This window comes from Flavobacterium psychrophilum, assembly GCA_001708385.1.
GTDB lineage: Bacteria > Bacteroidota > Bacteroidia > Flavobacteriales > Flavobacteriaceae > Flavobacterium > Flavobacterium psychrophilum_A.
On the sequence record CP012388.1, the window covers coordinates 2,463,271 to 2,485,757 of the forward strand.

24 protein-coding genes and 1 pseudogene are annotated in these 22,487 nt (G+C 41.4%); 6 read left to right on the top strand and 19 right to left on the bottom strand.

Translation table 11 applies throughout. The annotated features are described in order from the left end of the window. Position 1: 1 nt before the first annotated feature. From ALW18_10710 to ALW18_10735, 6 genes are all read right to left on the bottom strand, one after another. Positions 2 to 502 carry a hypothetical protein gene (locus ALW18_10710; GenBank protein AOE52941.1) on the bottom strand — a complete coding sequence of 167 codons (501 nt, stop codon included), beginning with the start codon at positions 500 to 502 and terminating at the stop codon, positions 2 to 4. Further along, positions 474 to 1,628: a hypothetical protein gene (locus ALW18_10715; protein AOE52942.1), complete on the bottom strand. Its 1,155-nt coding sequence runs from the start codon at positions 1,626 to 1,628 to the stop codon at positions 474 to 476. The genes ALW18_10710 and ALW18_10715 overlap by 29 nt, the downstream gene beginning before the upstream one ends. Then, positions 1,625 to 2,053 (bottom strand): hypothetical protein, encoded by a 429-nt coding sequence (locus tag ALW18_10720; GenBank protein ID AOE52943.1) that lies wholly within the window; start codon positions 2,051 to 2,053, stop codon positions 1,625 to 1,627. The genes ALW18_10715 and ALW18_10720 overlap by 4 nt, the downstream gene beginning before the upstream one ends. A 6-nt stretch (positions 2,054 to 2,059) precedes the next feature. Then, on the bottom strand, positions 2,060 to 2,653 hold the full coding sequence (locus tag ALW18_10725; protein AOE52944.1) for a hypothetical protein: 594 nt from the start codon (positions 2,651 to 2,653) through the stop codon (positions 2,060 to 2,062). Positions 2,654 to 2,763: 110 nt separating this feature from the next. Then, complete coding sequence (locus ALW18_10730) at positions 2,764 to 3,822, bottom strand: hypothetical protein (GenBank protein AOE52945.1); 1,059 nt, start codon at positions 3,820 to 3,822, stop codon at positions 2,764 to 2,766. After that, a complete protein-coding gene (locus ALW18_10735; protein AOE52946.1) occupies positions 3,822 to 4,853 on the bottom strand; it encodes a hypothetical protein in 1,032 nt (343 codons plus the stop codon). The genes ALW18_10730 and ALW18_10735 overlap by 1 nt, the downstream gene beginning before the upstream one ends. A gap of 392 nt (positions 4,854 to 5,245) precedes the next feature. Between ALW18_10735 and ALW18_10740 the strand changes: the two genes are divergently transcribed. Continuing rightward, entirely contained in the window at positions 5,246 to 5,914 is a 669-nt protein-coding gene (locus ALW18_10740; protein AOE52947.1) for a hypothetical protein, read from the top strand. A 24-nt stretch (positions 5,915 to 5,938) separates the two neighbouring features. Here the strand turns inward: ALW18_10740 and ALW18_10745 are convergent, their stop codons facing one another. Further along, complete coding sequence (locus ALW18_10745) at positions 5,939 to 6,184, bottom strand: hypothetical protein (protein AOE52948.1); 246 nt, start codon at positions 6,182 to 6,184, stop codon at positions 5,939 to 5,941. Next, positions 6,185 to 6,430: a hypothetical protein gene (locus tag ALW18_10750; protein AOE52949.1), complete on the bottom strand. Its 246-nt coding sequence runs from the start codon at positions 6,428 to 6,430 to the stop codon at positions 6,185 to 6,187. It lies immediately after the preceding gene. An 85-nt stretch (positions 6,431 to 6,515) separates the two neighbouring features. Here ALW18_10750 and ALW18_10755 point away from each other — a divergent pair, with 85 nt between their 5' ends. Further along, positions 6,516 to 6,989 carry a hypothetical protein gene (locus tag ALW18_10755; GenBank protein ID AOE52950.1) on the top strand — a complete coding sequence of 158 codons (474 nt, stop codon included), beginning with the start codon at positions 6,516 to 6,518 and terminating at the stop codon, positions 6,987 to 6,989. Between the two features lie 40 nt (positions 6,990 to 7,029). Here the strand turns inward: ALW18_10755 and ALW18_10760 are convergent, their stop codons facing one another. Beyond that, on the bottom strand, positions 7,030 to 9,756 hold the full coding sequence (locus ALW18_10760; protein ID AOE52951.1) for a hypothetical protein: 2,727 nt from the start codon (positions 9,754 to 9,756) through the stop codon (positions 7,030 to 7,032). A 20-nt stretch (positions 9,757 to 9,776) separates the two neighbouring features. Beyond that, positions 9,777 to 12,014 (bottom strand): hypothetical protein, encoded by a 2,238-nt coding sequence (locus ALW18_10765; GenBank protein ID AOE52952.1) that lies wholly within the window; start codon positions 12,012 to 12,014, stop codon positions 9,777 to 9,779. A gap of 330 nt (positions 12,015 to 12,344) precedes the next feature. Between ALW18_10765 and ALW18_10770 the strand changes: the two genes are divergently transcribed. Further along, positions 12,345 to 12,794, top strand: coding sequence for a hypothetical protein (locus ALW18_10770; protein AOE52953.1), 450 nt, complete (start codon positions 12,345 to 12,347; stop codon positions 12,792 to 12,794). A 112-nt stretch (positions 12,795 to 12,906) separates the two neighbouring features. Here ALW18_10770 and ALW18_10775 read toward each other — a convergent pair whose 3' ends face one another. The 6 genes and pseudogenes from ALW18_10775 to ALW18_10800 all read right to left on the bottom strand — a co-directional run bounded on the left by ALW18_10775 (position 12,907) and on the right by ALW18_10800 (position 18,240). After that, on the bottom strand, positions 12,907 to 14,094 hold the full coding sequence (locus ALW18_10775; protein ID AOE52954.1) for a hypothetical protein: 1,188 nt from the start codon (positions 14,092 to 14,094) through the stop codon (positions 12,907 to 12,909). Beyond that, complete coding sequence (locus ALW18_10780; protein ID AOE52955.1) at positions 14,091 to 14,561, bottom strand: hypothetical protein; 471 nt, start codon at positions 14,559 to 14,561, stop codon at positions 14,091 to 14,093. Before ALW18_10780 ends, ALW18_10775 begins: the two co-directional genes overlap by 4 nt. Further along, entirely contained in the window at positions 14,554 to 15,003 is a 450-nt protein-coding gene (locus tag ALW18_10785; protein AOE52956.1) for a hypothetical protein, read from the bottom strand. The genes ALW18_10780 and ALW18_10785 overlap by 8 nt, the downstream gene beginning before the upstream one ends. Positions 15,004 to 15,538: 535 nt before the next feature. Continuing rightward, complete coding sequence (locus tag ALW18_10790) at positions 15,539 to 15,958, bottom strand: hypothetical protein (protein AOE52957.1); 420 nt, start codon at positions 15,956 to 15,958, stop codon at positions 15,539 to 15,541. A 439-nt stretch (positions 15,959 to 16,397) separates the two neighbouring features. Next, positions 16,398 to 17,723: a hypothetical protein gene (locus ALW18_10795; GenBank protein ID AOE52958.1), complete on the bottom strand. Its 1,326-nt coding sequence runs from the start codon at positions 17,721 to 17,723 to the stop codon at positions 16,398 to 16,400. A gap of 49 nt (positions 17,724 to 17,772) precedes the next feature. Beyond that, a pseudogene (locus tag ALW18_10800) lies at positions 17,773 to 18,240 on the bottom strand (hypothetical protein). Between the two features lie 203 nt (positions 18,241 to 18,443). Between ALW18_10800 and ALW18_10805 the strand changes: the two are divergent. The 3 genes from ALW18_10805 (at position 18,444) to ALW18_10815 (ending at position 20,450) form a co-directional block, all read left to right on the top strand. Continuing rightward, positions 18,444 to 19,112, top strand: coding sequence for an RlfA protein (locus ALW18_10805; GenBank protein AOE52959.1), 669 nt, complete (start codon positions 18,444 to 18,446; stop codon positions 19,110 to 19,112). A gap of 1 nt (position 19,113) precedes the next feature. Then, positions 19,114 to 19,620, top strand: a complete 507-nt coding sequence (locus ALW18_10810; GenBank protein ID AOE52960.1) for a hypothetical protein — start codon at positions 19,114 to 19,116, stop codon at positions 19,618 to 19,620. Positions 19,621 to 20,150: 530 nt separating this feature from the next. Continuing rightward, a complete protein-coding gene (locus ALW18_10815; protein ID AOE52961.1) occupies positions 20,151 to 20,450 on the top strand; it encodes a hypothetical protein in 300 nt (99 codons plus the stop codon). A gap of 362 nt (positions 20,451 to 20,812) precedes the next feature. Here the strand turns inward: ALW18_10815 and ALW18_10820 are convergent, their stop codons facing one another. Genes ALW18_10820 through ALW18_10830 form a run of 3 tightly spaced genes read right to left on the bottom strand, consistent with a single transcriptional unit; the run spans position 20,813 to position 22,378 of the window. Continuing rightward, entirely contained in the window at positions 20,813 to 21,268 is a 456-nt protein-coding gene (locus ALW18_10820; protein ID AOE52962.1) for a hypothetical protein, read from the bottom strand. A 4-nt stretch (positions 21,269 to 21,272) separates the two neighbouring features. Then, positions 21,273 to 22,133 carry a hypothetical protein gene (locus ALW18_10825; GenBank protein AOE52963.1) on the bottom strand — a complete coding sequence of 287 codons (861 nt, stop codon included), beginning with the start codon at positions 22,131 to 22,133 and terminating at the stop codon, positions 21,273 to 21,275. Further along, entirely contained in the window at positions 22,133 to 22,378 is a 246-nt protein-coding gene (locus tag ALW18_10830; GenBank protein ID AOE52964.1) for a hypothetical protein, read from the bottom strand. Before ALW18_10830 ends, ALW18_10825 begins: the two co-directional genes overlap by 1 nt. Positions 22,379 to 22,487: the final 109 nt, after the last annotated feature.

Genomic DNA, 22,487 nt, shown 5'->3' on the forward strand with positions numbered 1-22,487 from the left:
GCTATACTATTTTTTTGAATCTTAGGCCATTTGCTGAGATTTGACAATGGTTAAAGTCGGTAGAGTGGGTTCTGCTTAAATACTTTTTTACATTTTCCCAAATCTGAAAAGCGGCGTCACGGTTAAGGCCGTAGATGGTTTTTTTAGATGATGCATCCGCAGGCATGCTGTTATCGTTGAGTTTTTCAACAACAGAATATGGGGTATCGGTAACAGATGAAAACATAATAATACGCGCATAGGTAAAATAAGCAAGAACCATTTTGAGTCCGTAATTGGTGTAACTAATGCTGTCAACTTCATAAATGCCGCCATTTAATAGTTCTTCAAAATCCGATGGACTGGCGAGAAGCTTATTGTAAAGGCTTTCTCCAATGAGTGGCTGAAGATCCAACAATTGCGCATCGAGTATCATTTCGTTAAGCTTGGCATCGTTGGCCGATTTGCTTATCTGCCTGTATTTAGCAATGTCGTTACGGGTTATCAGGGGCTGGCATAGCATCGGCAATCAGGTTTTGAGGTTCAACAACAAGGCTTGAAAAATCCTGAGAGCGTGCAAAGAGCTGATTGATAACAGATGTAAGCAGGCTGCGTTCTTTAGTCGTGTTTTCCCAATACGTGCGTTTCATCTCACGGATAGCCTCTCCAGAATTACCAAACATAGAAGACTCATTGTTTTTTACCAGTCCTGACGGAAGGTTATTAAACGCTACAAGTATGTTTTCGCGGACGCTGGTTTCGGTATAATTAAAAAGCTTATCGTCTATTTTACTCTCAATTTGCTTAATTAATATGGCATCTTCCAGCTTATCTCCTGCAAAATCCATTTCCAGGCATAAAACGCCGCCAGTATTTTCGGCACCCAAACTGTCTTTAATGGCTTTCTGAAACTGTTCTCTTTCACTTTCGGCATTCAAAAGGGCTTTACTATCTAATCCTTCGCCTACAAGGGGACGCGTAACTACCAGGGTATTACCGAAAAAGCCTTTGCGAAGCAGCTTGTTTTTATAAATCGATGCCTGTGCTTCACTGTCGCAATCTTCGGCAACGGAATCAATACGCGATAAAGGATAAAGCAGCTTGGTGTCCATATTTACATAAAGTACCTGACCTTTATAATGCTCCCATCCTCCGGCTTTTTCTACCTGTGCATCAATCACTTTTTTGCGCGGGTTAAAAACATCTATCAATTGTATATCTGCTTTTTTTGGTTTGAGCCATTCTTTGCAAATTGCAATCTTTCCGGCATAGTCATTACTATCGGTACGGCCTATGCGGCACCACTCAAACGGAATAACGCTAAAGTCGCAAACCTGATACAGTGCATTCCAGTTCACATGAATAAAAACGCCGCGCTGCTTTACCAGGTCATCAGCTACATCGTCGGCAAAATCTATCAGTTTCAGTTTCTTTTCTTTATTAATGATAAGCCTGTCGTTTTCTGCGCCATATCCTTTACCGATAAGATATTGCACCATGATACTGGCAGCCGACTTTGCCGTAACACTATTGTTGATAAGCCTGTCCATACGTTCGGGGTAGGCGTTGTCGGTATCGTTAGCATAAACATCTGCCGACTTATTCCAGGGCGTTAGCCTTTTCCATACATCTATCAGCAGGGTTCTCATTCAGAGGACGGGTTGGCAGAAATACTTCCGGCGGATGCCGTATTGTTTTTAATGACTTTTGTTTTCTTAACCGGAACTTCAGTTGCTTTTGGCATTTGGGCGAAATAACGCTGACCGTTATTGTGCTGTAAAAGCTTTTGGGCATACGCATCCGTTATATTGGCGTTGTTAACCAGTATGGGAGATCCAAATTCAAGCGGAATATTTTCGTATTTGGCATGAAGCCTGTAATTGCATGAGTTTGCCATGGCTTTAAAATGGTTTTTGTACCTGTTGAGGTAGTCGGTTAAACATTTAGGGCAGGAGGGATTTACTTTTTCCTTAAAAATGGAGGTGTATTCTTTTAAAAACAACTCCAGATAGCGCTCACCGCTACCCGTAACAGAACGGGTAACGGTGGCAATATCCATAGTGGTAAAGTCCATATAGCCTTAAGCCTGTAAGAACTTGTTATTGAAAATGGTTTTGGTAGCAGCATACGTTTCGTCAAGAAGCGTACGCGGCATAGTAGTCTCTTCATAACCATCGGCAGAAGAAAGCTCGAACACGATCATGTTGTCGTTTTCTTTAGAGTTGTTGGTCATAGTCATTAGCTCAAGTCCGCTTGATAATCCTAAGATCTCAAAGGCATCTTTACTGTCGGCACCTTTCCATACCTGTTCTAAAACCACCACATATTTAGCACCTTTAGCAAGAGCGTCTGCCTGTTGTTTGTTAGCAGCGCTTGGGTTAAAAATTACACCGCTAAAAGCGTGCTTAAATTTGTCGGGGGCGTTTTCCTTTTTAACCAACTCCCACGCTTTGCCGTTGCTTTGTTTTACTCCGCTAAGCAGGTGGCCCGTTTTACCGGTCTTAAGTTGAAGGTTTGTAACCAATATACGGTTTGTAGCGTCGGTAGTGGTGTTTACTACATCTATATCGTCTTTGGCGATAAGTATAACATTTTGTTCTATACCCCCAATTGGAGCGTTAGAGCAATCGAATAATATATCTGTTGTTAGGTTTCCTGTACAATCTACTGGCATGTTGTTTTTGTTTTGTGAGAAGTATTGTTTGGTTATTTGAGCCGGGTTGAGGCCCTGAGATGTTAGGTTTGAGTAAGTAACTTTAAACTTTAAGCCTGAAACAGCGCAGCTTAATACGCTGCCACCGTCATATAGCTTTCAAGATGTTTGGCATCTATAGTATATGCAGCGTCCATAATGTTTGTTTTAAGGGTTTTGTCGTAGAAAACATCCAGTTTGGTAAGGTCTTCTTCGCTTAATGTACCCACCGGGATATTACTTTTGGTGGTAAATACCGCCCTGTGTGGAAGGTTCCATTTTGTAGCGTTATCCTGGTAGGTTTTAATGTACCTGTCCCAGTCGTAACGTACTTTAACTTCTATACCGTCAAAGTATAATTTCGGACGTCCTTCTTCAACCACTTCAAGGAAACCTGACCCTAAGTTTCTGTTACGAAGCGTAGCACGGTAGTTATCGGCTAAAGAGCGTGTGGCAAGGATAAAGCTGTCATCGGCAGACACAAGCCTTTCATCGGCAGCAGTTACCATTTTTTCAAAGATGGCAAGGGCGGCATCTTCGGCAAGTGCCTGTCCTGCGTATGACGTTCCTGCATTCGCCGAAATAGCTACGCGGTTAAGCGCATCGCTTGGAACTTCGGTAAAGATTTGTTTGAAAAGACCATCGAAAGAATCAAAGTAGCCAAGATCAGTTCCGTTCTTAAACACACCACCATTGGCAACGGTCTCGGCAGCAGTATCGTTAAACCATATCTTGCGGTGCATGTTCTCTAGCATGGCAGTTTCTACCGCAGAGATAATTACACCAAATTCCTGCGTGCCAACTGCATCAAAAAAGTCGGGGTTAATACGTTGCGATTTCCTGAACAATTTTAGCAGCGCAGGCATATCGGTCTGGCAATGTTTCAGCCTAAAGTCTTCCAGAACCGGAGTCCAGAATTTCTCTGTCAGTTCAAAACCACCCGCTTCGTTAGGAGTACAGCCAGTAGTTTTTTTACCTAGTAAACCTAACCTTCCGGCAAAGGCAATCTGGGTTTTTACGTCGATACCCGTTTCAATTTCGTGGAATTCGGCAAGTTCGGAGTCGTTATAAACCCTGTTAAAAATTACCTCGCTTACTGTTTCGGCCTCGCGGGCATTAAGTGTTAGAGCGTCTGCATTTACAAGAGCCATTATTTTGTGTTTTTATGCTTCAAATATTCTTTCATACCTGCAAGTTTGTCGCCTTCACCGGCTTTGCGATAGGTTGCTTTTTTACCATCTACGCTAAAGTTTGATGTTACCTGGCGTTTCAGTGCCAATACTTCGCTTTTTATAGCCGTAAGCTGTCTTTTAAGGGCTTTGTTTTCTGTGCGAAGAGCAGCAGCTTCTTCAGCGTCTTCTTCCGGTTCGATGATCTCTGTAAGCTCGCCCGCAGTAAACACATAAGTAAAGCCATCGGGTAAAAGGAATTCGCCTTCGGCAGGCTTGCCGTCTACAGTGGCTGTAGCACCTACTTCAATTACAGCATCATCGGGCAGGTCGGTAAAATCAATTTCGGCACCTGTAGCATCCTGAATTACTTTGTTAAACATGTTGTGGTGTTTGAACTTGCCAAGCACTTTTTCAAACAGGCTTTCCATCCAGTGCCTGTCCTTTTCGGTAAACGATCCGGTCATAGTGGTAGTTTTGGGTTTTAAGAAGGCTTTAGCGGCAGCTTTTACCTGCTGCGGGGTGGTGGTGAAGCCCAGGGCGGTGAGTTGTTTGCCCGTAAGCCAGGTTTCGTTTTTAAGTAGCGGCATTATGGCCTGCTCTTCAATACTCAGGGCTTTGGTGTAAAAGCCAACCATTTTCTTTTCTATGGATCGAAGCTGGTCTGCAAACTGTTCCAGCTCATCGGCAGTACCCATAGAGCCTCCCCAGGGAAGGTGAATCATAAATGGGGTGTTTTCGCGTATCTGCCTTTTGGTGCCTGCCATAAAAATTACGGTGGCAATACTGGCTACAATTCCGCTGCCTATGGTGGTAACGGGCTTGCCAAGAGATTTAAGGTAATGGTAAATGTCGAAACCCACATCTACCAGTCCGCCTTCGCTATTAATGTGTACGTTGTAGGCAGTTGCTTTTGGCTGTTTTTTTACCTGGCCTATTACATCAATCAGCTCTACACCGGTAACACCATCAAAAGTGCCTATCTGGCCGGAGATATAAATGTTTCCTGTCATTCATTAGATTTAAAATTGAAAAATTTAATGATTGAAAGATTGAGGAGAATTGAAAGATCTAAATATTGAAGGATTAAAAGATTGAGAAGATTGGTTAATTTGAAGATTTGAAAATGAAAACTCGGTAAGATTTTAGAATTGATTTTCCGGAAGTCAATTGAATACTTTTGGGTTGCTGTGCATTTTCAAATTGGAACATTTTCAAATCTTCAAATCCCTAATTATTACACTGCAAAGGTACGGCGGGTTTTTGGGTGTTTACTGCAATGGGTTTTGCAGTGGAAGACTAATATAGATATGTTTACTGTGTTGTATAGAGACATAGCAGCGCTACGTCGCTACCTGGATAATTGAATGGAAAGTTTGGTATATTTGGCCAGCAATACATCATTATGAAACATTTCCTTGCCCTGGCCGCTATTCTTCTTTTTATCAGTTGTAAAAAAGCTGAAACCACAACTGTAAAACAAACAACAGCAACAGATACTCTTGCTGTTACTTCCGCGGATGGCAAAACTAAGGTTTATATAAAAGACAGGTCAAAATACGACCCTTCGTTTATTAAAGCTATAGAGCGTTTTAGCGATACTTCTATTGGGTCTATTAAGGTTATCGACGGTTACGTTCAAATGGATAATGATACCATAATACACTTCCCTTCGGAATTACAAATGGATGAAACGTATGAATTTTTAGCTAACAATCAGAATCATCAGTACAGGCTTACTGTAACTAAGATTAATCATACATCAGTACATTATATATTCATTATATCTGTTGGCGAAAAAATCACCTTCACATCTAACAGTAATGCTCATCTGAATATAAGTTTTCTTTTAGCAGGCGAAGTGCCCGAAGATGAAGAAACAGGTGAGTCGTATCGTGCTAATGAATATGATAATGACTACAGTAAAGACGGACGTTTTGAACTGCTTATAGGCAGTGCAGACAAAAAAGGAAGGCTTAGGGCTGTTGTTCGCAATTACAACAAAGATAAAATGTTTCCGCCGGAACTTGAAAATATGCCAACACTCCGTCAAATTATTACAATAGGCGAATAATATAATTGTTTCCGGGTTAGACAACTATCTTCCCTCCATAAAAGCAATCACGTTAAACATGGTGCGTTCGCTTACTTTATATTCTTCGGCAACCATGCCGGCTGCCCAGGTTTTCTTTGGTTTGCCATATTGTTTTAGTAGCAGTTCGGTTTCTTTAAGGTAGGCTTCGTAGTATACTTTCCAGTCGAGTATATGCACGGGAATTATGCTCTTCCCCATAAGTTTTATAAGATCGTCTCCAAGGCTTGTTATAGTTTCATAACGGGTCATTTACCATTTATTTTCGGGACAAATATCGTTAGAGCGCACTTTGGCACTAAGAGGGCAGCTGCATATTTTGCAGTATGTGCCTTCAATCTCTTTAAGGCTGTCTTTTATAAAGGCGAGCAGTTTGCCCTGCCGCGAATGTGGACACGCAGCGCAAACAGCTGCCCTTTTTTCTGCAATGTTTTCGGTTACTTCGCTTTTATCTATATAGTTTTTCCAACCGTTAAGAATATGATCTAAAGTGTTCAATACTATTTTTTATGTAAGAAATATTGTCGGATTATATTTTTTATATATTTGCAGCATTATAAACCATTTAAATTATTTATACGCCATGAAAAAAATCATGTTATTACTTGCCTTACTGTTAAGCTTTATTGCTGTTGCTCAAAAAAAAACTACTACTAATAATTGTAGACTTGATGGGTATTTTAATGATAAAACCAATGAGATGAATTATACAACACCTCTCGTTGATGGTATTATCCTTAAAAAGATAAAAAATATTAAAGACAACATAAGCTACATAGGAATGGTAGAAGCTAAATCTACCACTAAAATTACTGGGAATGGTGTGCAACTACTTTTCGAAAACGGCGATTTTATTAGTGATCCTGAAGCAAAATTAGTAGAACAAAAGCTGGACGATGGGAGCTTTTCTTATGTTGCGGTATTTATAATTAGTGACGCAGATATTAACTCTTTTGCATTGAGCAAATTAAAAGGTGGTAAAGTTGGTACTGTTATAAAGCTGGTTTCTCAGGGAGATGAGATAAAAAAGATGGCCCGTTGCCTTATTGATAAATAAAATACCAAAAACTCCCCGAAACAGCGGGGAGTTTTTCTTTTTAAAAATTAGCCGCATCCCTTACTTTTACATAACTGTTGCCTTCTGTAATTATATCCTGTACGGCTACTACCGGAGGCGGTAAACTTCTGTTAGCTTGTGCTATTTTTAGTGCCAGTTCGTCGGTATTAAGGCTTTGCTGTGCAATTTCCCGCGACACTATACCACCTCCTGCAAAATAATTGGGAGCCGAAGCCCCACCTGCCGGGAATGCGTTATTAAATGCCATAAAGTGGCGTGCCGCATTTCGGTTCATAACGCCAATTAATTCTCCCTGTTCGGCTTCAAACTGTGTGCCGTCTGCACCGGTAAACATGGTTCCGCCTGCACTGTGCCTGTTGCCGCCAATGTTAAACAAAGCTCCTTTCTCTGCTTTAGGCGCTTTGGTAGAGGCTATCTTTTTAACGTTTGCCAGACCGGATACTACAGCTGCCCCGGCTGCAATACCACCAAGTGCCGGGCCAACAATTGGTATGCCCGACATTGCCTTGTAAGCTGCCGTTGCAGACTGATACGTATCTATAGTGGTTTGGGCTATAGCCATAGCCTTACCCGCTGCACTTTCTTTGCCCATTATAGTGGCAAGGTTGCCAAAGGTAGAAGAAGCAAGTTCCAGCTTATTATTAAGTACGGCTGCCTCTGTGTCCTGCCTCATTTTTGCATACTTTTTCTCTATAAGGTCTTTATTTGCACCTGTAGCTTCGGCGGCCTCAAGCTCTTTTGCTTTTTGCTCATCCAGGCGTGCTATTTGTACACCAAGGTTGTAATCGTAGTTTGCAGTGTCTGTTGCCATCTTGTTTTCAAGATCTATGGCATCTGCCGATTTTTGAGCTTCTTTGCGTTGAAGTTCCAGTTGTTGCTGTGCTTCTGTATCTGCTTGTTTTAAACTATTAAGCTGAAGGGTAAGATCCTGTTCGCTAATGAGGTTGTTCGCTTTTTTTTCTTCAAGAAATTTTATTTCTTCGCTAAGTGTATTGGCTAACCGCGCCTTCTCTGCGTTAAAAAGTTCTTCCGAAAGAAAAGTACCGTCTTTAAGCAGTGTCCGGTTCTTTTCTTTAAAGGCATTAAGCTCATTCTGTGCATTTTCTACAGCTACACGGCTTTGAGTTTCGGCCAACTCTTTTGTAATGTTTGCATTGGCAATATCCTGCCTAAGTTTATCATTGGCAGTTTTTTTGGAGGCATTAAATTCTGCCAGGGCAATTTGTCGTTTCTTATCGGCTACAGCCTGAGCTAACTGTAATTCATCGGTCATTGCCTTTCCTTTTATACCCTGATTTGCCAGCAGCAGTTCCAATTCCAGTTTTTGACCCTCAATAGCGTCTTGTACCTGTTGCGCCCTTTTTTGTTCTTTTTCCACACGTTTTCGGGCTTCATCCTGTTCTGCTTTTTCGCGTGCCTGCTGTTGTTTATTTAAACTGTCGGCATACTCCCGGTCTATTTTTTGCTGCCTTGCTATAGTTTCATTAGCAATTTCGTCTTTTTTCTTCTCTGCGGCTTTAAGGGCTTCTATTTCTTCATCCGAGAATTGCTTCACCTTTTGCAATTTTTGCAGGTAAGCAAAACCTTCTTTCTGAAGCCGCTTTTCTTCTTCCTGGGTTAGGTTAGCACCGTTTTTTAAAGCCCGTACAGCAAGGTTGTACGATTCATTCCCCTGTTTTACCCTTGCATCAAAGGCTTCTTGTTCTTTTTGCTCAAGCTGGGTTACGGCGTTTTCTCTTTCTTTTTCGGTAAGTGTCATGTCCTGCGATTTTCGTCGCAGTTCGTCCAGTGCATTGGCATTTTTTTGGGCGGTAACCTCCTGTAGCTCCATCGCTGCTTTTAATTCCTGCTGTGCTTTTTTAAGATTATATGCTTCGGTAGCTGCCTCTGCAGCACCTACAGTGATATTACTGAAGAAATCTGAAACAGATTCGCCGGCAGTAAATAGCCCGGTAAATGCATTTTTTACCGTTTCTATAACTGCGCCTACTCCTGCCATAACCTGTTCTACCTTTTCTATTATAGGTGTAAAGTTTTTGAATACAGCCATTCCCAATTGTACAGCAACAACAATAGCGGTAAGTATTGCACCAATAGGGTTAGAAACAAATCCCCAGGCGGCTTTAGTCATTCCCACGATACCGCTGCCTATACCTTCAAAAGCACCTTTAACCAGCGGCCCCACTCCGCCAGCCTCCTGCGCACGCGATACCAGCCCACTTAATCCTCCGTTAAATATATTTATCTGATTAAACGAATCGGCTACCTGTTGTTTGTAGTCATCCATCGTAGTAATTAATTTAGCATGTGCCGATCCGTTCTCTTCAAGCCAGTTATTGTTCTCGAGCAGCTTGGCGTTTATATTTGCCAGCCTTTTTTCGTAATCGTCATCGTTGCTGTTAAGCTGTTTCTTTAGCTCTAGGAGGCGTTTGTTATTGGCTACATAATCATTTTCGCTGTTATTAACCTCATTTACGGCTTCTTTTACAGCCTTTTTAACCGATACTAGCTTGCCATCTTCTGTAATTTGTGCCGATAGTGCCTGGGTTTGCAACCGTTGTGCTGCGGTAAGGCTTTTAAGGGCAGCCTCGTTTGCCAGAAACTGCAAAGTTCCTTCCTTGCCTTTTTGGGCAAGCTTCTCCTGCTTATCCCGTAGGTCTTCTATTTGCTGTGTAGTTTTTTGTAAGCCCTTTACCAGAGCTTCGGTGTCCATATCCAGCTTTGCAATTGTTATATTTTTTGCCATGTGGGTGCTGTATGCAAATATTAGGGAATAATTACTGTTCTCGCTGCGGGCAGCATAACTGTAACCTTGTTACTAAGCTGTCCGTTGGCTCTTACCTGTAGGTTATAATACCCTCTGTTTAGCGTAATAGTTGCCGGGCTGCTGCCATTCCACGGTAATGAAACCCAACCCATATTGTCCAGTAGGTATTCTATAACAACCCCATCAACGGTTTCGCTGGCCTGAAACGACATTTCTACAGTAAATAGGTTTACCACAACCCTTGTAATCTTTATGGTAAATGGCTCAAAAGCCTGATTGCTCACCTTTATAAGTTCGCACCGTACAGGTTTACCCGGGACATAATTTGTTATTTTATTCATTAAAAAATTTCCACCAAGCTGCTCTATGTAATACCGCTTTTTAAAATCTAAATTTATAATATCGGTATCCTTTAAAAACAGTTCGGCGGTAACAATACGTGCCTTGTCCAGTATTTTTTGAAGTGTTATGTAGTAATTGCTCACTATATCGCTAAATTTTAACCCGGCAAATGTTTCGCAAAAATAGTAGCTAAAAGGAGCGAAGTCGGCTAACAAATCCGACTTAAGCATTATCAAATCCTGTACTTTTTCCTGACGTAAAAAATAGTATCTCTTATCTAGCGATTTGTAGTTTATTGTCTGTGCATTAGTTTCTGCATCCCTGTCTATCTCTTTATCCCAAAGCTTATAAACATTGGTCTTACGGTTAAGATAATTCACCTGCGTTTTTTCGGGGCTGTATATTTTAGATTTAATTACGTCCCTGTTTTCGGCAATGTTTACGTTACTTAAGGGGATAAACGAATCGTTATGGCTGCTCTCTTTCTCATTATAATTGTAACGAAGCCAGTTTTGCTGTGCATAGTTGCTATACAGGTAATTTTCGGATATTTTCTTAGCAAATTTTCCGCTCCAGTTCACTATCTCAGATTGTTCCAGGAGTTCTTTAAGAGTTAAAAAAATGTATTTTTTGGTAGTTGTATCCTTGTACATGGTAAGCCCAAAACGATGAACAATTTCGTTAAGGAAATCGCGCATGCTAAAATCACTCAGGATAGTGTCGAAGTCAAATACCCCGGCTTCAATTTTTGTGAGCTTAACGGTTAGGCTGCTTCCGGAATCGATAGTAAATATATTATAAGGTCTCTCGGATGTTGCACTTATACCCAGACAGATGGCATCACCTTTATTGAGTGAAAGAAATAGGGTTTTAGAAAATTCGCGGTTTTGGGCAAGCCCGTTGAGCAACGTTTCTGAAGCGGGCAGGGTTAAGGGCGATTTAGATTGCGCATTCTTTCCTAAAACAATAGTACAATCAGAAGGTATAGTGCCCGACGGATTGCCCTGATACGTATACACGTATTTTTTGGTGTTTAATTTTCCTGAAATTTCCAGTTTATATCTGGCGGTTTCCGGCACTATAAGATGTGTGTTATCATGGTTTGTAATGCCTCCGCTATTCTCTTGCGTATCTATAAATCTTGCAAAATACTTTCGTATATAGTTGTAAGGCTGTTTTACCTCGCCTGTAAAGCCGTAGTTTGAGCTTTCAAACAAAAGGTCTTCATTTTCTACACTTTTTATACCCATGGGGTAGGTCATCCATAAGTTTTTAAAATCGTCCGATTCAAAGACCTTTCCCTCATAGCCGTAGCCCGTTATATCATGCACTACTTCAAATATCTTTTCGTACAGCCAGGGCACATGAACCGACGGAACCAGGTAATCAATATTAATAGAAGGCAGGTTGCCCGGTGTATAGTCGCTTTTGCCGTTAAAATCGGCCAGAATATATTTATACGGAAGTATTGTGTCGCCAACCCAGGTTGTAATAATGGTCGTTATATTTTTTTCATGCGTAAGCTTTTTCAGATCCAGATCGGCAAGCGATTTATTTTCAATAGCCTTATACAGGTCTATAATACCATCGTACACCACCACTTCATAGCTTTCTCCACCATCGGTAACTACAGCCCAGCCATTGTACACAAAGCATTCGCCGTTGTCGCTATAAAGGCTGCATTCGTTTTTTTGATAGGGTATGTTAGAGTCGTTTCCTGTAAGAGTTAAAAAGTTCATTATTCTAATGTTCGTTGCTGTTTTGGGCAGCCTGAACTTATTGGTGTAATTGGTTTGCCGGTTGTCGAGGCTGTTAAGGTCGTTAACCTGTTTTGTTTGTGCTATAACCTGCCCGGCATCGAGTTCGGCAAGCTGCCCGTTGATGTAAAGGAGCATGTATAATGTATTTGGGAAGTCTTTATTGTGAGTTGCAAAGTTTCAAAGTAGCAGGGTCCTCACCCCAGCCCTCTCCAAAGGAAAGGTGGACAGCATCACTCTTGTTTTTTTTGGTTGATAAATTTCACACAATTGTGTTCCCTACCCTGGAGAACATTAAGGGCGACTTAGGTGCATTTTTTAAAAGCAGCTGACCTTATGACTTTCGCTTTTATGACTTTCGATCTTGTGTGTTATTAAATTGTAAACAACTGGCTAACAGTTGAATCTTAACATTGGATGTAAGAAAAATTTACTACTATTGAGATGAAAAGAAAAAAATAATTTGCTATGAAAAAAATTGCTTTATTACTAGTTGCACTGCCTTTTATGGCGTGCTCTAACGACGACAGCCAGCCGGCTTCCGCGACTACGGAAAAATTTGGCGACCAGACCAATCAATTTGCACCGCCATCGTGGCTACAGGGAACATGGGCTCCCGATGCGGCTAACACTAACGGGCAGCAGTATAATTTCACTTTTACAAGTGATAACATTTGCAGTGCTTCGGCGGCGTCTAACGGTATTTGCTGGAAAGAAGCAGTAGAAGGTTTAAATGCCCAAAATGTAGAGTATACCATTAATCAGCAGGTTACTCCAACAACCTACACCGCGGGTTATATTACCAACGGAATAGTAGTCTCTGTACAATTCACCAAACTTGCCGATAATAAGATTACCGTGTTTGTACCACAGGGGGCAAACCCTCAAGGCGTGACAGGCGAACTGATTAAGCAGTAGTCAGTTTCAGAGTGTCAAAGTAGCAGAGTTTCAAAGTTATTATGACAGTTAGAGTTTCAGGGTAGCTTTTATACTTTGAAACTCTGTTACTCTGCTTCTTTGTTACTTTACATTACAAACTCTGCGTATACCTTACCGGTAACTCTATATCAAAACTAAAATTGGTTAGGGGCTGCTTAAAGTTCTTAAGTCTTGCCGAACCTGTTTTAAGTGTTACTTCTGCCCAGTTGCGATAGCTGTTCTGCGAAAATGGCTTTCCGGTAAACAGGTATATTTTAGGGCTATCAAGTATACCTTCAACAATGCGGCGTTCGTCTTCGGTAAGCAGTTCGGCAACAATTTTTAAAGAATCCTGACTCGTTTTACCTATTTGCAGTGTTCGCCCAAAGCTGTTCTCTACATTGGCATTGTCGCTGTCTATTTCCCCGTTGTATTTCGTGCTTCGGTCTATCGCGTAGGTGTCCTCAAAAAGCCAGTAGCTATAGCCTCCCAAGGCATTAAGCCATTTTAGGTACACACCGTTGCGATAGGGAATCTTTTCTACTACTGCACGTGTCTGTCTCGTGCTATACGCAAGCCGTAATCTGTTAGTGCCTTCGGCGAGCGGCAATACAGTTTCAAGGGTTTCGTCTGATCTTCCGTCAGAAAACACAAGCCGTGTTACATTACGTGCCGGAGAAAAACTTCGCGCCAGCCCATTGGTTTCATTAAACACTTCCAGTCCGTTAAAGATGATAAGAAATCCAACCGAATTAAATATCGATATATCAAACGGGTAACCCTGCCAATATTTAAGGTAGTACTCTTGTGCTGAATCTTTTTTGAAAGGCGAAAGCAACAGCATATTGTTTTTGGCAAGCCTTGTGTAGCTGTCAATCTGCTGTGAGCCTGCAATCCACGCAAGCGATTTGGTTATCGTATCCGGACTTTCGCCGTTGTGGGCAACGCTAATGCTGAGGCTTCCGGTAAGAAAAGTGCCATCGGCAAAAGAGTAGGTAAAACTCGATGCGCTTCCGCTGATGATGTTGGCCTGCAGCGTATCGTGAAAATTACGGGTATTAAGAGCCGCCGCAACATACGGCTGAAGGTTAATATAAAACTGCCCCTGTGGATTAGGATATAACCGCGCCGAAAAATATACTTGTGGCTCTGTGTCGGCAAGCAGAATTAATGAAGATTCGGTTAAGGTAACGTCGGCATATAGTGGTGGGAGTGCCTTGTTGCTATAAAACCTGATAACATCATTGTTGTATGCCATCCGCAGTTTAGCCTCGTCTATATCATTTACAAATTGTATCATGCCTGTAGGGTATCTAAATAATCAGAAATCTTTAGGGTAAATTCATTCAGCTGGCATTCGCCGATCTTGTCTAGTATCTGCTGAATACGCTCGGGTGTTACAACGCTGCTAATAAGATTCGTGCCGCCGTTTGTGTTTCGGTTCCAGCCTTCACGGCCTATTTTGCGGGCAATAAGAAATGCAAGGCTGCTAATGGTCATGTTTTTCTCCAACCGGTTGGCAATGCCTTTGTCTTTCAGCCATTGTTCTATGGCTTCGCTGGGTGGCTGCTTGCCTGGCTTTCGTCCGTTTTCCAGTTGCTCGCCATGTTCATCCTGAAGAAGCTCTGCGCCGTTATCCGAAACTTCAACCGAAAGGCTCTCCGCCCACCGCCCTGATGCCCGCATGCCCAGCTCATCATATTTGGCGATAAGCTCGTTTTTAAGGGCTTCAAATTCGGTAGCCAACAATTGACTCGTATTACTCATGGTTAGCCGGTATATGAAGCTTATAAGAACATAATAGTCCGTCCATATTAGCATCGAGGGCATCGGTAACATCTATATTGTCCCATTGGTTTACTTCAATGCCCAGGCAGGCAAGGCTGTTGCCGATGTCCTTAAACACAGCAAGCAAGGGTTCAATGTGCTGGGTGTATTTAGAGGTTGCTGCATTTCCTGTTTCGGAGAAGTAATTCTGGTCGAAGTCGCTCTGCTTTACCAAAAAGAATTTCCCTTCGTAATTGGCGGCTACAATCTGCGTACCACTTTCATTATACTCGCTTTTTCGGTTGGTGAATTCATGTAGTAGGTAAGTGGTGGCTGCTTCAGCTGATCCGTCCAACAGGTTCAGCGCGGCTTTTTTGCCGTAGTGATAGGTGAGGTTGTTATCCAGGGCTATGTCCTGTACTATGCGTACTATGTCTTTCATTTTTTGTTGTGGATTTGGTTATGTGGTAATTCGGGTATCTGAAGCTTCTTTATATCGAAATTGCTTTTTTTCCATTTCGACCGAAGCGTAGTAACGAAATCTCTAATAAGGTTGAGTAAGACTTCCCCTCCTTTGGAGGGGTGGCTGCAAGCCGGGGTGGTTGTCATAAAAAATACTACTAATGAACCACCCCACACTACGGGCACCCCTCCAAAGGAGGGGAAGGGGAGATGAATTGATCCGCCCAAATCCGCGTCATCCGCGTTCCATTTGATAATGGGAGGTTTACTATATCTTTTCAGGTTTGTTTTTAATTACATGCGCCATGTCATTTCGACCGTAACGCAGCGTAGTGGAGACTCGAGGTTGAAAACCGACAGGCAAAGCAAATCTCAGATAAGTATATGGGATTAGAAGAGATTCTTCAATTCCGCTACGCTGCATTCAGAATGACAGCAACGATGTAATCCGCGCGCTCAATCTGTTTTGAGTGAATTTCCAAACAACCAAACAACCAAATCCACAAATAACCAGATTAACCTCTACTTATCTTCCTGTACTCTGCCTCAACTTCATTCTGTGCTTTGGTTTGTGCCAGCAGGCTGAATATCTCACTATAAGCCTTTCGCCCGAGGTCAAATGGGTACTGCCCAAATAACTTGCCCAGTTGTAGTAACGGAAGCGTGTCACTATACGGTTTCAGTTTATCGGCACCGGCCATTTCCCAAAGGTGACTGTCGGTACTCAGGGAGGCGAGGAGTTTGTTTTCGGTGATAATGGCGCGTTCAAATTCGGCAATCACAAACTTTTTCGCAGCGAAAAAATCGGTTACAGTGGCTTTCCAAAATGTTTTTTCATCGATGTCAAAGCAAATTTCAAAGAGTTGGCGGACACCATTCCAGTCGGATATCTTCGGCAGCAGCCTTATGCAGTATTTTACATTGGCATAAGGCATGGTATTGATGTTCATTTCCTTACTGCAAAAACTGTTTTTTGGGTTGAGGTGATCCAGTATAAGGTCGTAGGCAATGGTATCCCGAAGGAGGGTGTATTGTTTGAGGGAGATATTTTTCATGTAGCGTTATTTGGTTATTTAACACACTCTTAGCCCCTTCCGCCGCGGCGGAGGGAACTTCATTCTTGTTCATATATAGTCAATGTTTGTCATTTCGACCGTAGCGCAACGTAGTGGAGACTCGAGGTTGAAAACCGACTGGCAAAGCAAATCTCAAACAAGTTTATGGGATTGGAAGAGATTCTTCGACTCCATTGCATTTCGCTCAGAATGACAGCAACTGAAATAAATCTGCGGTTATCAGCCTAAATCCGCAGCTTGCCCAGCTTTAGCGGGTCATCCGAGTTCGAAAACAAATAACTGAGACTGCGCTAAAAAACTATCCAACCCTTACTCTCGCCGAATAATCCTTCCTCAACGCAAACCAGTAACGCATCATGATGCTGTCCCATTCGTCGGGCGATCGTCCGATGAGTTCCTTAATACGGTCTTTGGCAATGATGCCCTGGCGTCCGTCCTTATCAATGTCTTTTAGTTTAACCTGTTCCATTTCTTCGGAGGTAGTTTGGCGAACCATAATATCATCGCAAATTTCTCCGGCAAGCCTGTTGGTAATCATCTCAGCCATTTTAATGGAACACTGACTCTTCAGGTTATCAAAATTGGGTTTTACGAACGTTGTACCCTCACGCATTTCAAGAGGTGACGAGTTGTTGACAAATCCTTTGCATTTAAGAAAGTCGACAACGCCACCACCAACACCGTCTTCATCGGCAATAATGTTAGACAGCGCAATGCCGTGTTTCGACTGTAATATTCGTGCCCTGCCCACCACCTCGTCGAGTCCGCTTTTGGCAATTGATTCCCGTTTTATGCACACCCACCCGTGCCAGATGCGGAACACCGTTTTGTCCCTGCCCTTTCGGGCGACATCTATGGTCATGAATTTAGCACCGGAGGGCGAAAGGTGAGTTGGTGTGAAATAGTCGGCAATGCTGTCGTGGTCAATTAGGGTAGCCGGGTCATCGTCATACTCCCAATTGCCAAAATAAAGGCGTTCGCGACTGTTCTTGTCGAGTCGCAAAAGCGATTGCAGATAACTCGGGTGCAGGTACGGATTATCTGTCGGTAAGGACTGAATGAATTTGCGGTAGGGGGCAAGCCTGCTTTCGCGTGTGGTTTTGTAGAACTCTTTGTACGTCCAATTTTTGGCGGGGTTGCAACTGCCCAGCATTTTTGGGATGAGGTTAAATTCGGTAAGTTTGTACCTGATTCGGGATTTAACGATCTGCCATGCCGAATAGGCTACCTGATTGCATTCGTCTATAAAAGCACCTGTAATTTCCAGCGATCCCAAACTGTCGAAATTAGGATCTGAAGGATATAAAAACAGGTCTTTCAGAATGATCTCACTGCCATTTTTCCAGTAAACAATATGATCGGTCGACTTATACGTAAACTGACCGCCCAGCTTCAGCATCGTAGCCAGCTCAAAGAAGGTATTGAGCGTAGTTTCCTTTAGGGTTTTTAGCTTGCTTCTGCCCATAAGCCAGCGTGTGCCGGGGTATTTCTGGCACATTTCCATAAGCCAAAGGCAGCCCAGGGCACTCTTGCCGCCACCGGCAGCACCGCCGTAAAGTACCTCTTCGGTTACATTGTCTTTCAGAAAATAAATGGCATGTTCCTGCTTAATCAGCAGTTTCATAAGGATCAAGGCCGGAGCCCAGGTTCAAGGTCACGGCTTTATCGTGGGCATCGTCATCGTCAGAGTACTTGTCGCTCCACAATTTAGGGTTGCGGTTCTTAAGCCAGAACTGCTGACTCCTAAAGTCGGCCGGAATGTGTTTTTCTACTTCCACGATCTCTACGCGTTCCTTCTCTACGCGTTTGCCGTTATCGTCATAATAAATCTCTTTGCATTTTATAGCCTGCTTGGTGGTAATAACCCTGTCCAGCGTTGCCTGGTACAAACTGGCTGCGACTTCCATATCGGCGGCTTTTTTGCCGCGGTTAATAGCATCGGAGAAGTCGGCATAAGTGCTCTTCCAGTTGAGGATGGTCTTACGGCATACGCCGAAAAATGATGCAAGGTCACGGTCCTGAACGCCAAGCAAACACAGTTTATACGCCTGCGCCGGATATTCGTCGCGGTACTCGGTTTTGGGTCCGGTTTTGCGGGCTTTTCTAACAGGGGAAGCTTTTTGGATTATTGCTTCGTTCATTAGGTGGGGTTGAGGAAATATTGGGGGTTAATTATTTATTTTACGATTGATTTGGAATAGTATTTCAAAAATCCATATAATTTTTCTGAAGGTGGTCAAGTTTTAACCATAAACTTCTAAGATATTCTTCTCTATTTTAGTATTGCCTTTTATATTATATGATTGTTCTATATTTGATATTCTTAATATAAACTAAACTATAAATGAATAAGACATTTAATATATATTGTGACGAAAGTTGTCATATTGAGAACGATCATAAAGCTTATATGTTCCTAGGGTCAATAAGTGTTGCATATAATCAAGTTAGATTTCATACAGAACAAATTAATCAACTAAAGAAAAAACATAATTTTTATGCAGAAATAAAGTGGTCGAAAGTTTCAAAATCGAAATTAAGATTTTATTTAGAACTCGTAGATTACTTTTTTAATACAGATCTACAATTTAGATCTGTAGGTGTTAAAAAGGAAAAGATTAACAATGATGCATTTAATCAAACATATGATGACTTTTATTATAAAATGTATTATTATCTTTTAAATCATAATTTAAACAGTCTTTATAATTATAACGTATACCTAGATATCAAAGATACTCTAAGTGCGTATAAGGTTAATAGGTTGAAAAATATACTGAACACTAAATTTGGTGTTTTTAGAAATGTACAAAACATACGTTCTCACGAAAGTATTTTGATTCAAATAGCTGATTTTATGATGGGTGCAATTTCTTATTTGCACAATGACGAAAACAAGCAGAACTCTGCTAAGATGCAAATAATTGACAAAATCCGAAGTCACTGCAATGATCAATTAATGCAGACTAATTATTCAAATAAAATGAATCTTTTTTTTATAGAACTGAGATAATATGCCGTTGAATCTGCTAAAAAGATATAATGACTTGCTAGATATCACTGGCTTGCCACAAGGACAAAGAGTTGTTACTTTAAAAAGTGTTTTTGATAGAGATATTACTCATAATCAAAGATTCACCTTTTTAAATAAACAAATAACTCCTACACCACAAGATGGAAGAATCGAAATGGAAACATTGTTTAGACATTTAACAACAGTTGTTGTAGAACCTAAAACTAAACAAAGAGATTTCGATATTCATAGATCCCAAAGATTACATTGGGTTAAATTTCATATTGAATTAAAAAAAGCAGATAACATTCTTCATTTCACGGTAAAGGAACCTGAAGGGTATAGAACCTATATTTATGATATTGATGAAAAATATGTTATAGTGTTGGAGCCTAAATATAATAATACAATATATTTTTTATTGACAGCTTATCATCTTAGAGGGCGAGACGCAGAAAGAGATAAAATGCTTAAAAAATATAAACGAAGAATTGACGCAATATTATAAAAAGCAAAAAACGCAGAGCATCTAGGCTTGCGTTTTTCGATTTCCTTTTCTCAACTGAGAAATGAACTCATGTGCAAAAGTACACTTTTTATTTAGAGTACAAATTTTTATTATAAGTTTTTAACAATTTAAATTAAGCGCTTTATTTTTAACGGTTTACGATATATGATGAATTGCAAAAATTGTGCCGAATTCCTGTTTCAGTTTATGTATTTTTAATTTTTCAAATCATTATTAGTTGTAATTTGTTTGCTAAAAGATTAATATTTTGTTTAAACTTTCAGGAGATAGCTTGCTGTGATAGTTGGATACCATCCGCCGATTAGTCCGTACTTCGCGTTCCGTAATAGATCCTTCCTTTGTCAGGATAACAGAGCTGCCTGTTGAGATTGCCGCGTCGTTCCTCCTCGCAATGACAGCCTGTTGAATAGAAATTGCCACGCTCCGTTGTACTTCCTCGCAATGACAGCACGAATGTAAATCCGCGGTCATCTGCCCAGATCCGTGTCATCCGCGTTCCAATACAGTCTTTGTTCAGCATTTCCAGAACGACTACAACACCTATACTTTTTAACTTTTTTCATTTCGTCATAATTTTTTATTTTAGCTTTAAAGCTATTTACTATGAAGATAATATATGGTTTTATATACTGTTAGACGACGGTTTTGCTGTGCCGGGCGGATATATCCGCTGGGTTTGGCTGGGTCGTAAAGAACCCTTTATTGAATACATTAAACGCAATAGCGCGGTAAATTACGCTATAGGATTTATACTGCTGTTTTTGCTTTTCGCAGTTTGCTATATTGTAAAGACAAGATTTATATCGTAAACCCAAAAGGGGTTTAATTTTCCCATGCGGGAATAACTTTGTTGTTTCAGTATGTCAAAGAACTATCAATGCTTTTAAGTGTGCTGTGTCATTCCGAATGCAGCGCAGCGGAATCGAGACTTGAGGCTTTAGCCGACTGGCGAAGCAAATCTCTATTGAGTAGAGAGATCCTTCCTTCGTCAGGATGACAGAGCTGCCTGTGAGATTGCTGCGTCGTTCCTCCTCGCAATGACAGCGCGTAGATAATCAGCGGTTATCCGCCGAGATCCGCGTCATCCGCGTTCCTATTTGTCAGACATAGCAGTGCTACGTCTCTACAAGAAGCTTCCAACAACAAATAATTAAATCCACGAATAACCAAATCAACTTTTCTTACTCTTCGCTGTCCATATCCTTTGGAAGTTGCGGGAGTAATTGAACTCATCGCGACTGGCGAAGTCGGCATGGTATCGTAGTGCCTGTTTTTCGGCGAGGCGGCAACGTTCTTCAAAATAATCCCTAAAGAACGTGAGCACTTTGGATATCGACAGGCTCTCGTAAAACTCCCCGTAATGCCCTGCAATTATCTTTCGGAATAAAAAGGCAAGGTCGCTTATCTTAAGGCTGTAGAATTCGTCGGTTACCTCTATCGCACACAGTTCTATCTGGTCTTCGCTCATGGGTTTGTTCAGGTTCAATATGTCGTTTAGGTACACCAGCCAGCCCATTACGAGTCCGATCGTAAAATCACGGCTCTTTTCTCGCTGTATGGTGCCCAGTGTGGGGGCAGGGGCATTCATGGCAACGTCTATCGAGGTGAGCTTACCTGCGTGCAGCATGCAATTAACCGGACTGTATACGGCCAGCAATTTTTCCTTTGAAAGCATCGCTATAGGTAGCTTTGCCTTTTCCGGAAGGATGTTTTGTTCCATGCGGCTTCACTTCAAAAAATCCTTTCCAGCCGTTCGCCATGCTTTGGTGCATTATGGCTATGGCAGCGGCTTCATCATACTTTGAAAGATTACCAAGTTCTGATAGGGCGGCTTGTTCGCTGGCCATGGCTTTGTACTTAAAACCGTCTTCTTTGGCTCTGTACTCTTTCCATACGACCCATTGCTGTGCAAAGGTGTCGCTGTCAAACGGGTAAACAATTTGTGGTTTTTCCCCCGTACCCCCTTTTCCATTATCAATAACAATTGAATTTACAATTTCATCTACATCTCCATTTACATTTACTATATGTTCAAGCATAGCTTGAAGCAGGGTTTTTGGGTCTTGATGTTTAGTAATCCAATTAATATATAAATCCTCGTTGTTTAGGCATAATTTACCAATCTGAGTCTTTAACTTTTTCTGTTCACCTTTAGTCAAAAGTTTATAAGCTCTTTTATAAAACTGCCCTACTTTTCCATTTATAGACTGTCCTTCTTTAAAAGAATTTCTTTCTTCAGTAAGTATTTGCATTTTTCCGTTTTGCCAACCTGTATCGGTAAGTATAAACTTAGCTTCAAGGGTAGCTAGTAAGGTAGCTTCATCTATGCCTGAGCAGTACATTTTAAGCCTTTTTATATCGTTTGGAATATATCCATTATGCTGATGCTGATAAATCAATAAGTCGATAATACATGCTCTTTCTTCAGGAAGCATTGTCCGTGTGCCCTCATAGAAATCTTTACCGTAAAACAAAAAAGCAGGATCTTTCATTACACCCTTACTAAACTGTCAATTATCACATTATTGTATGTTCCTTTTGATCCCGAAATGTGGAATTCAAGCTCGGCCACATCGCCGGGTAAAAAGTCGCTTAGCACTTCTATTTTTGTGCCAAGGGCAGAGGGATAGAACATTCTGCCGGTTTCCTGTTCAAAGTGCAATTGCTGCACTGCTGTGCCTAATTTTGTTGTTTTTATGTCGCCTATGGCGGTGATAATGCCTTTTATTTTGTACATGATTTCCAGGTGTTTATTTGTTTATTTGGGGATTCGGTTATTCGTCCCCTGTTGAATTGTTTATGATATGATGTTTAGTAATTTTAAGTGAGTTTCAAATAACCAAAAC

Coding starts and splice junctions, on each gene's coding strand:
- ALW18_10725 (AOE52944.1), bottom strand. CDS start 2,653: ATGCCAGTAGATTGTACAGGAAACCTAACAACAGATATATTATTCGAT.
- ALW18_10805 (AOE52959.1), top strand. CDS start 18,444: ATGAATAAGACATTTAATATATATTGTGACGAAAGTTGTCATATTGAG.
- ALW18_10830 (AOE52964.1), bottom strand. CDS start 22,378: ATGTACAAAATAAAAGGCATTATCACCGCCATAGGCGACATAAAAACA.
- ALW18_10785 (AOE52956.1), bottom strand. CDS start 15,003: ATGAAAGACATAGTACGCATAGTACAGGACATAGCCCTGGATAACAAC.
- ALW18_10765 (AOE52952.1), bottom strand. CDS start 12,014: ATGCTCCTTTACATCAACGGGCAGCTTGCCGAACTCGATGCCGGGCAG.
- ALW18_10760 (AOE52951.1), bottom strand. CDS start 9,756: ATGGCAAAAAATATAACAATTGCAAAGCTGGATATGGACACCGAAGCT.
- ALW18_10775 (AOE52954.1), bottom strand. CDS start 14,094: ATGATACAATTTGTAAATGATATAGACGAGGCTAAACTGCGGATGGCA.
- ALW18_10720 (AOE52943.1), bottom strand. CDS start 2,053: ATGGACTTTACCACTATGGATATTGCCACCGTTACCCGTTCTGTTACG.
- ALW18_10745 (AOE52948.1), bottom strand. CDS start 6,184: ATGACCCGTTATGAAACTATAACAAGCCTTGGAGACGATCTTATAAAA.
- ALW18_10735 (AOE52946.1), bottom strand. CDS start 4,853: ATGACAGGAAACATTTATATCTCCGGCCAGATAGGCACTTTTGATGGT.
- ALW18_10770 (AOE52953.1), top strand. CDS start 12,345: ATGAAAAAAATTGCTTTATTACTAGTTGCACTGCCTTTTATGGCGTGC.
- ALW18_10715 (AOE52942.1), bottom strand. CDS start 1,628: ATGAGAACCCTGCTGATAGATGTATGGAAAAGGCTAACGCCCTGGAAT.
- ALW18_10825 (AOE52963.1), bottom strand. CDS start 22,133: ATGAAAGATCCTGCTTTTTTGTTTTACGGTAAAGATTTCTATGAGGGC.
- ALW18_10810 (AOE52960.1), top strand. CDS start 19,114: ATGCCGTTGAATCTGCTAAAAAGATATAATGACTTGCTAGATATCACT.
- ALW18_10740 (AOE52947.1), top strand. CDS start 5,246: ATGAAACATTTCCTTGCCCTGGCCGCTATTCTTCTTTTTATCAGTTGT.
- ALW18_10780 (AOE52955.1), bottom strand. CDS start 14,561: ATGAGTAATACGAGTCAATTGTTGGCTACCGAATTTGAAGCCCTTAAA.
- ALW18_10790 (AOE52957.1), bottom strand. CDS start 15,958: ATGCCTTATGCCAATGTAAAATACTGCATAAGGCTGCTGCCGAAGATA.
- ALW18_10710 (AOE52941.1), bottom strand. CDS start 502: ATGCTATGCCAGCCCCTGATAACCCGTAACGACATTGCTAAATACAGG.
- ALW18_10820 (AOE52962.1), bottom strand. CDS start 21,268: ATGCTGCACGCAGGTAAGCTCACCTCGATAGACGTTGCCATGAATGCC.
- ALW18_10730 (AOE52945.1), bottom strand. CDS start 3,822: ATGGCTCTTGTAAATGCAGACGCTCTAACACTTAATGCCCGCGAGGCC.
- ALW18_10795 (AOE52958.1), bottom strand. CDS start 17,723: ATGAAACTGCTGATTAAGCAGGAACATGCCATTTATTTTCTGAAAGAC.
- ALW18_10755 (AOE52950.1), top strand. CDS start 6,516: ATGAAAAAAATCATGTTATTACTTGCCTTACTGTTAAGCTTTATTGCT.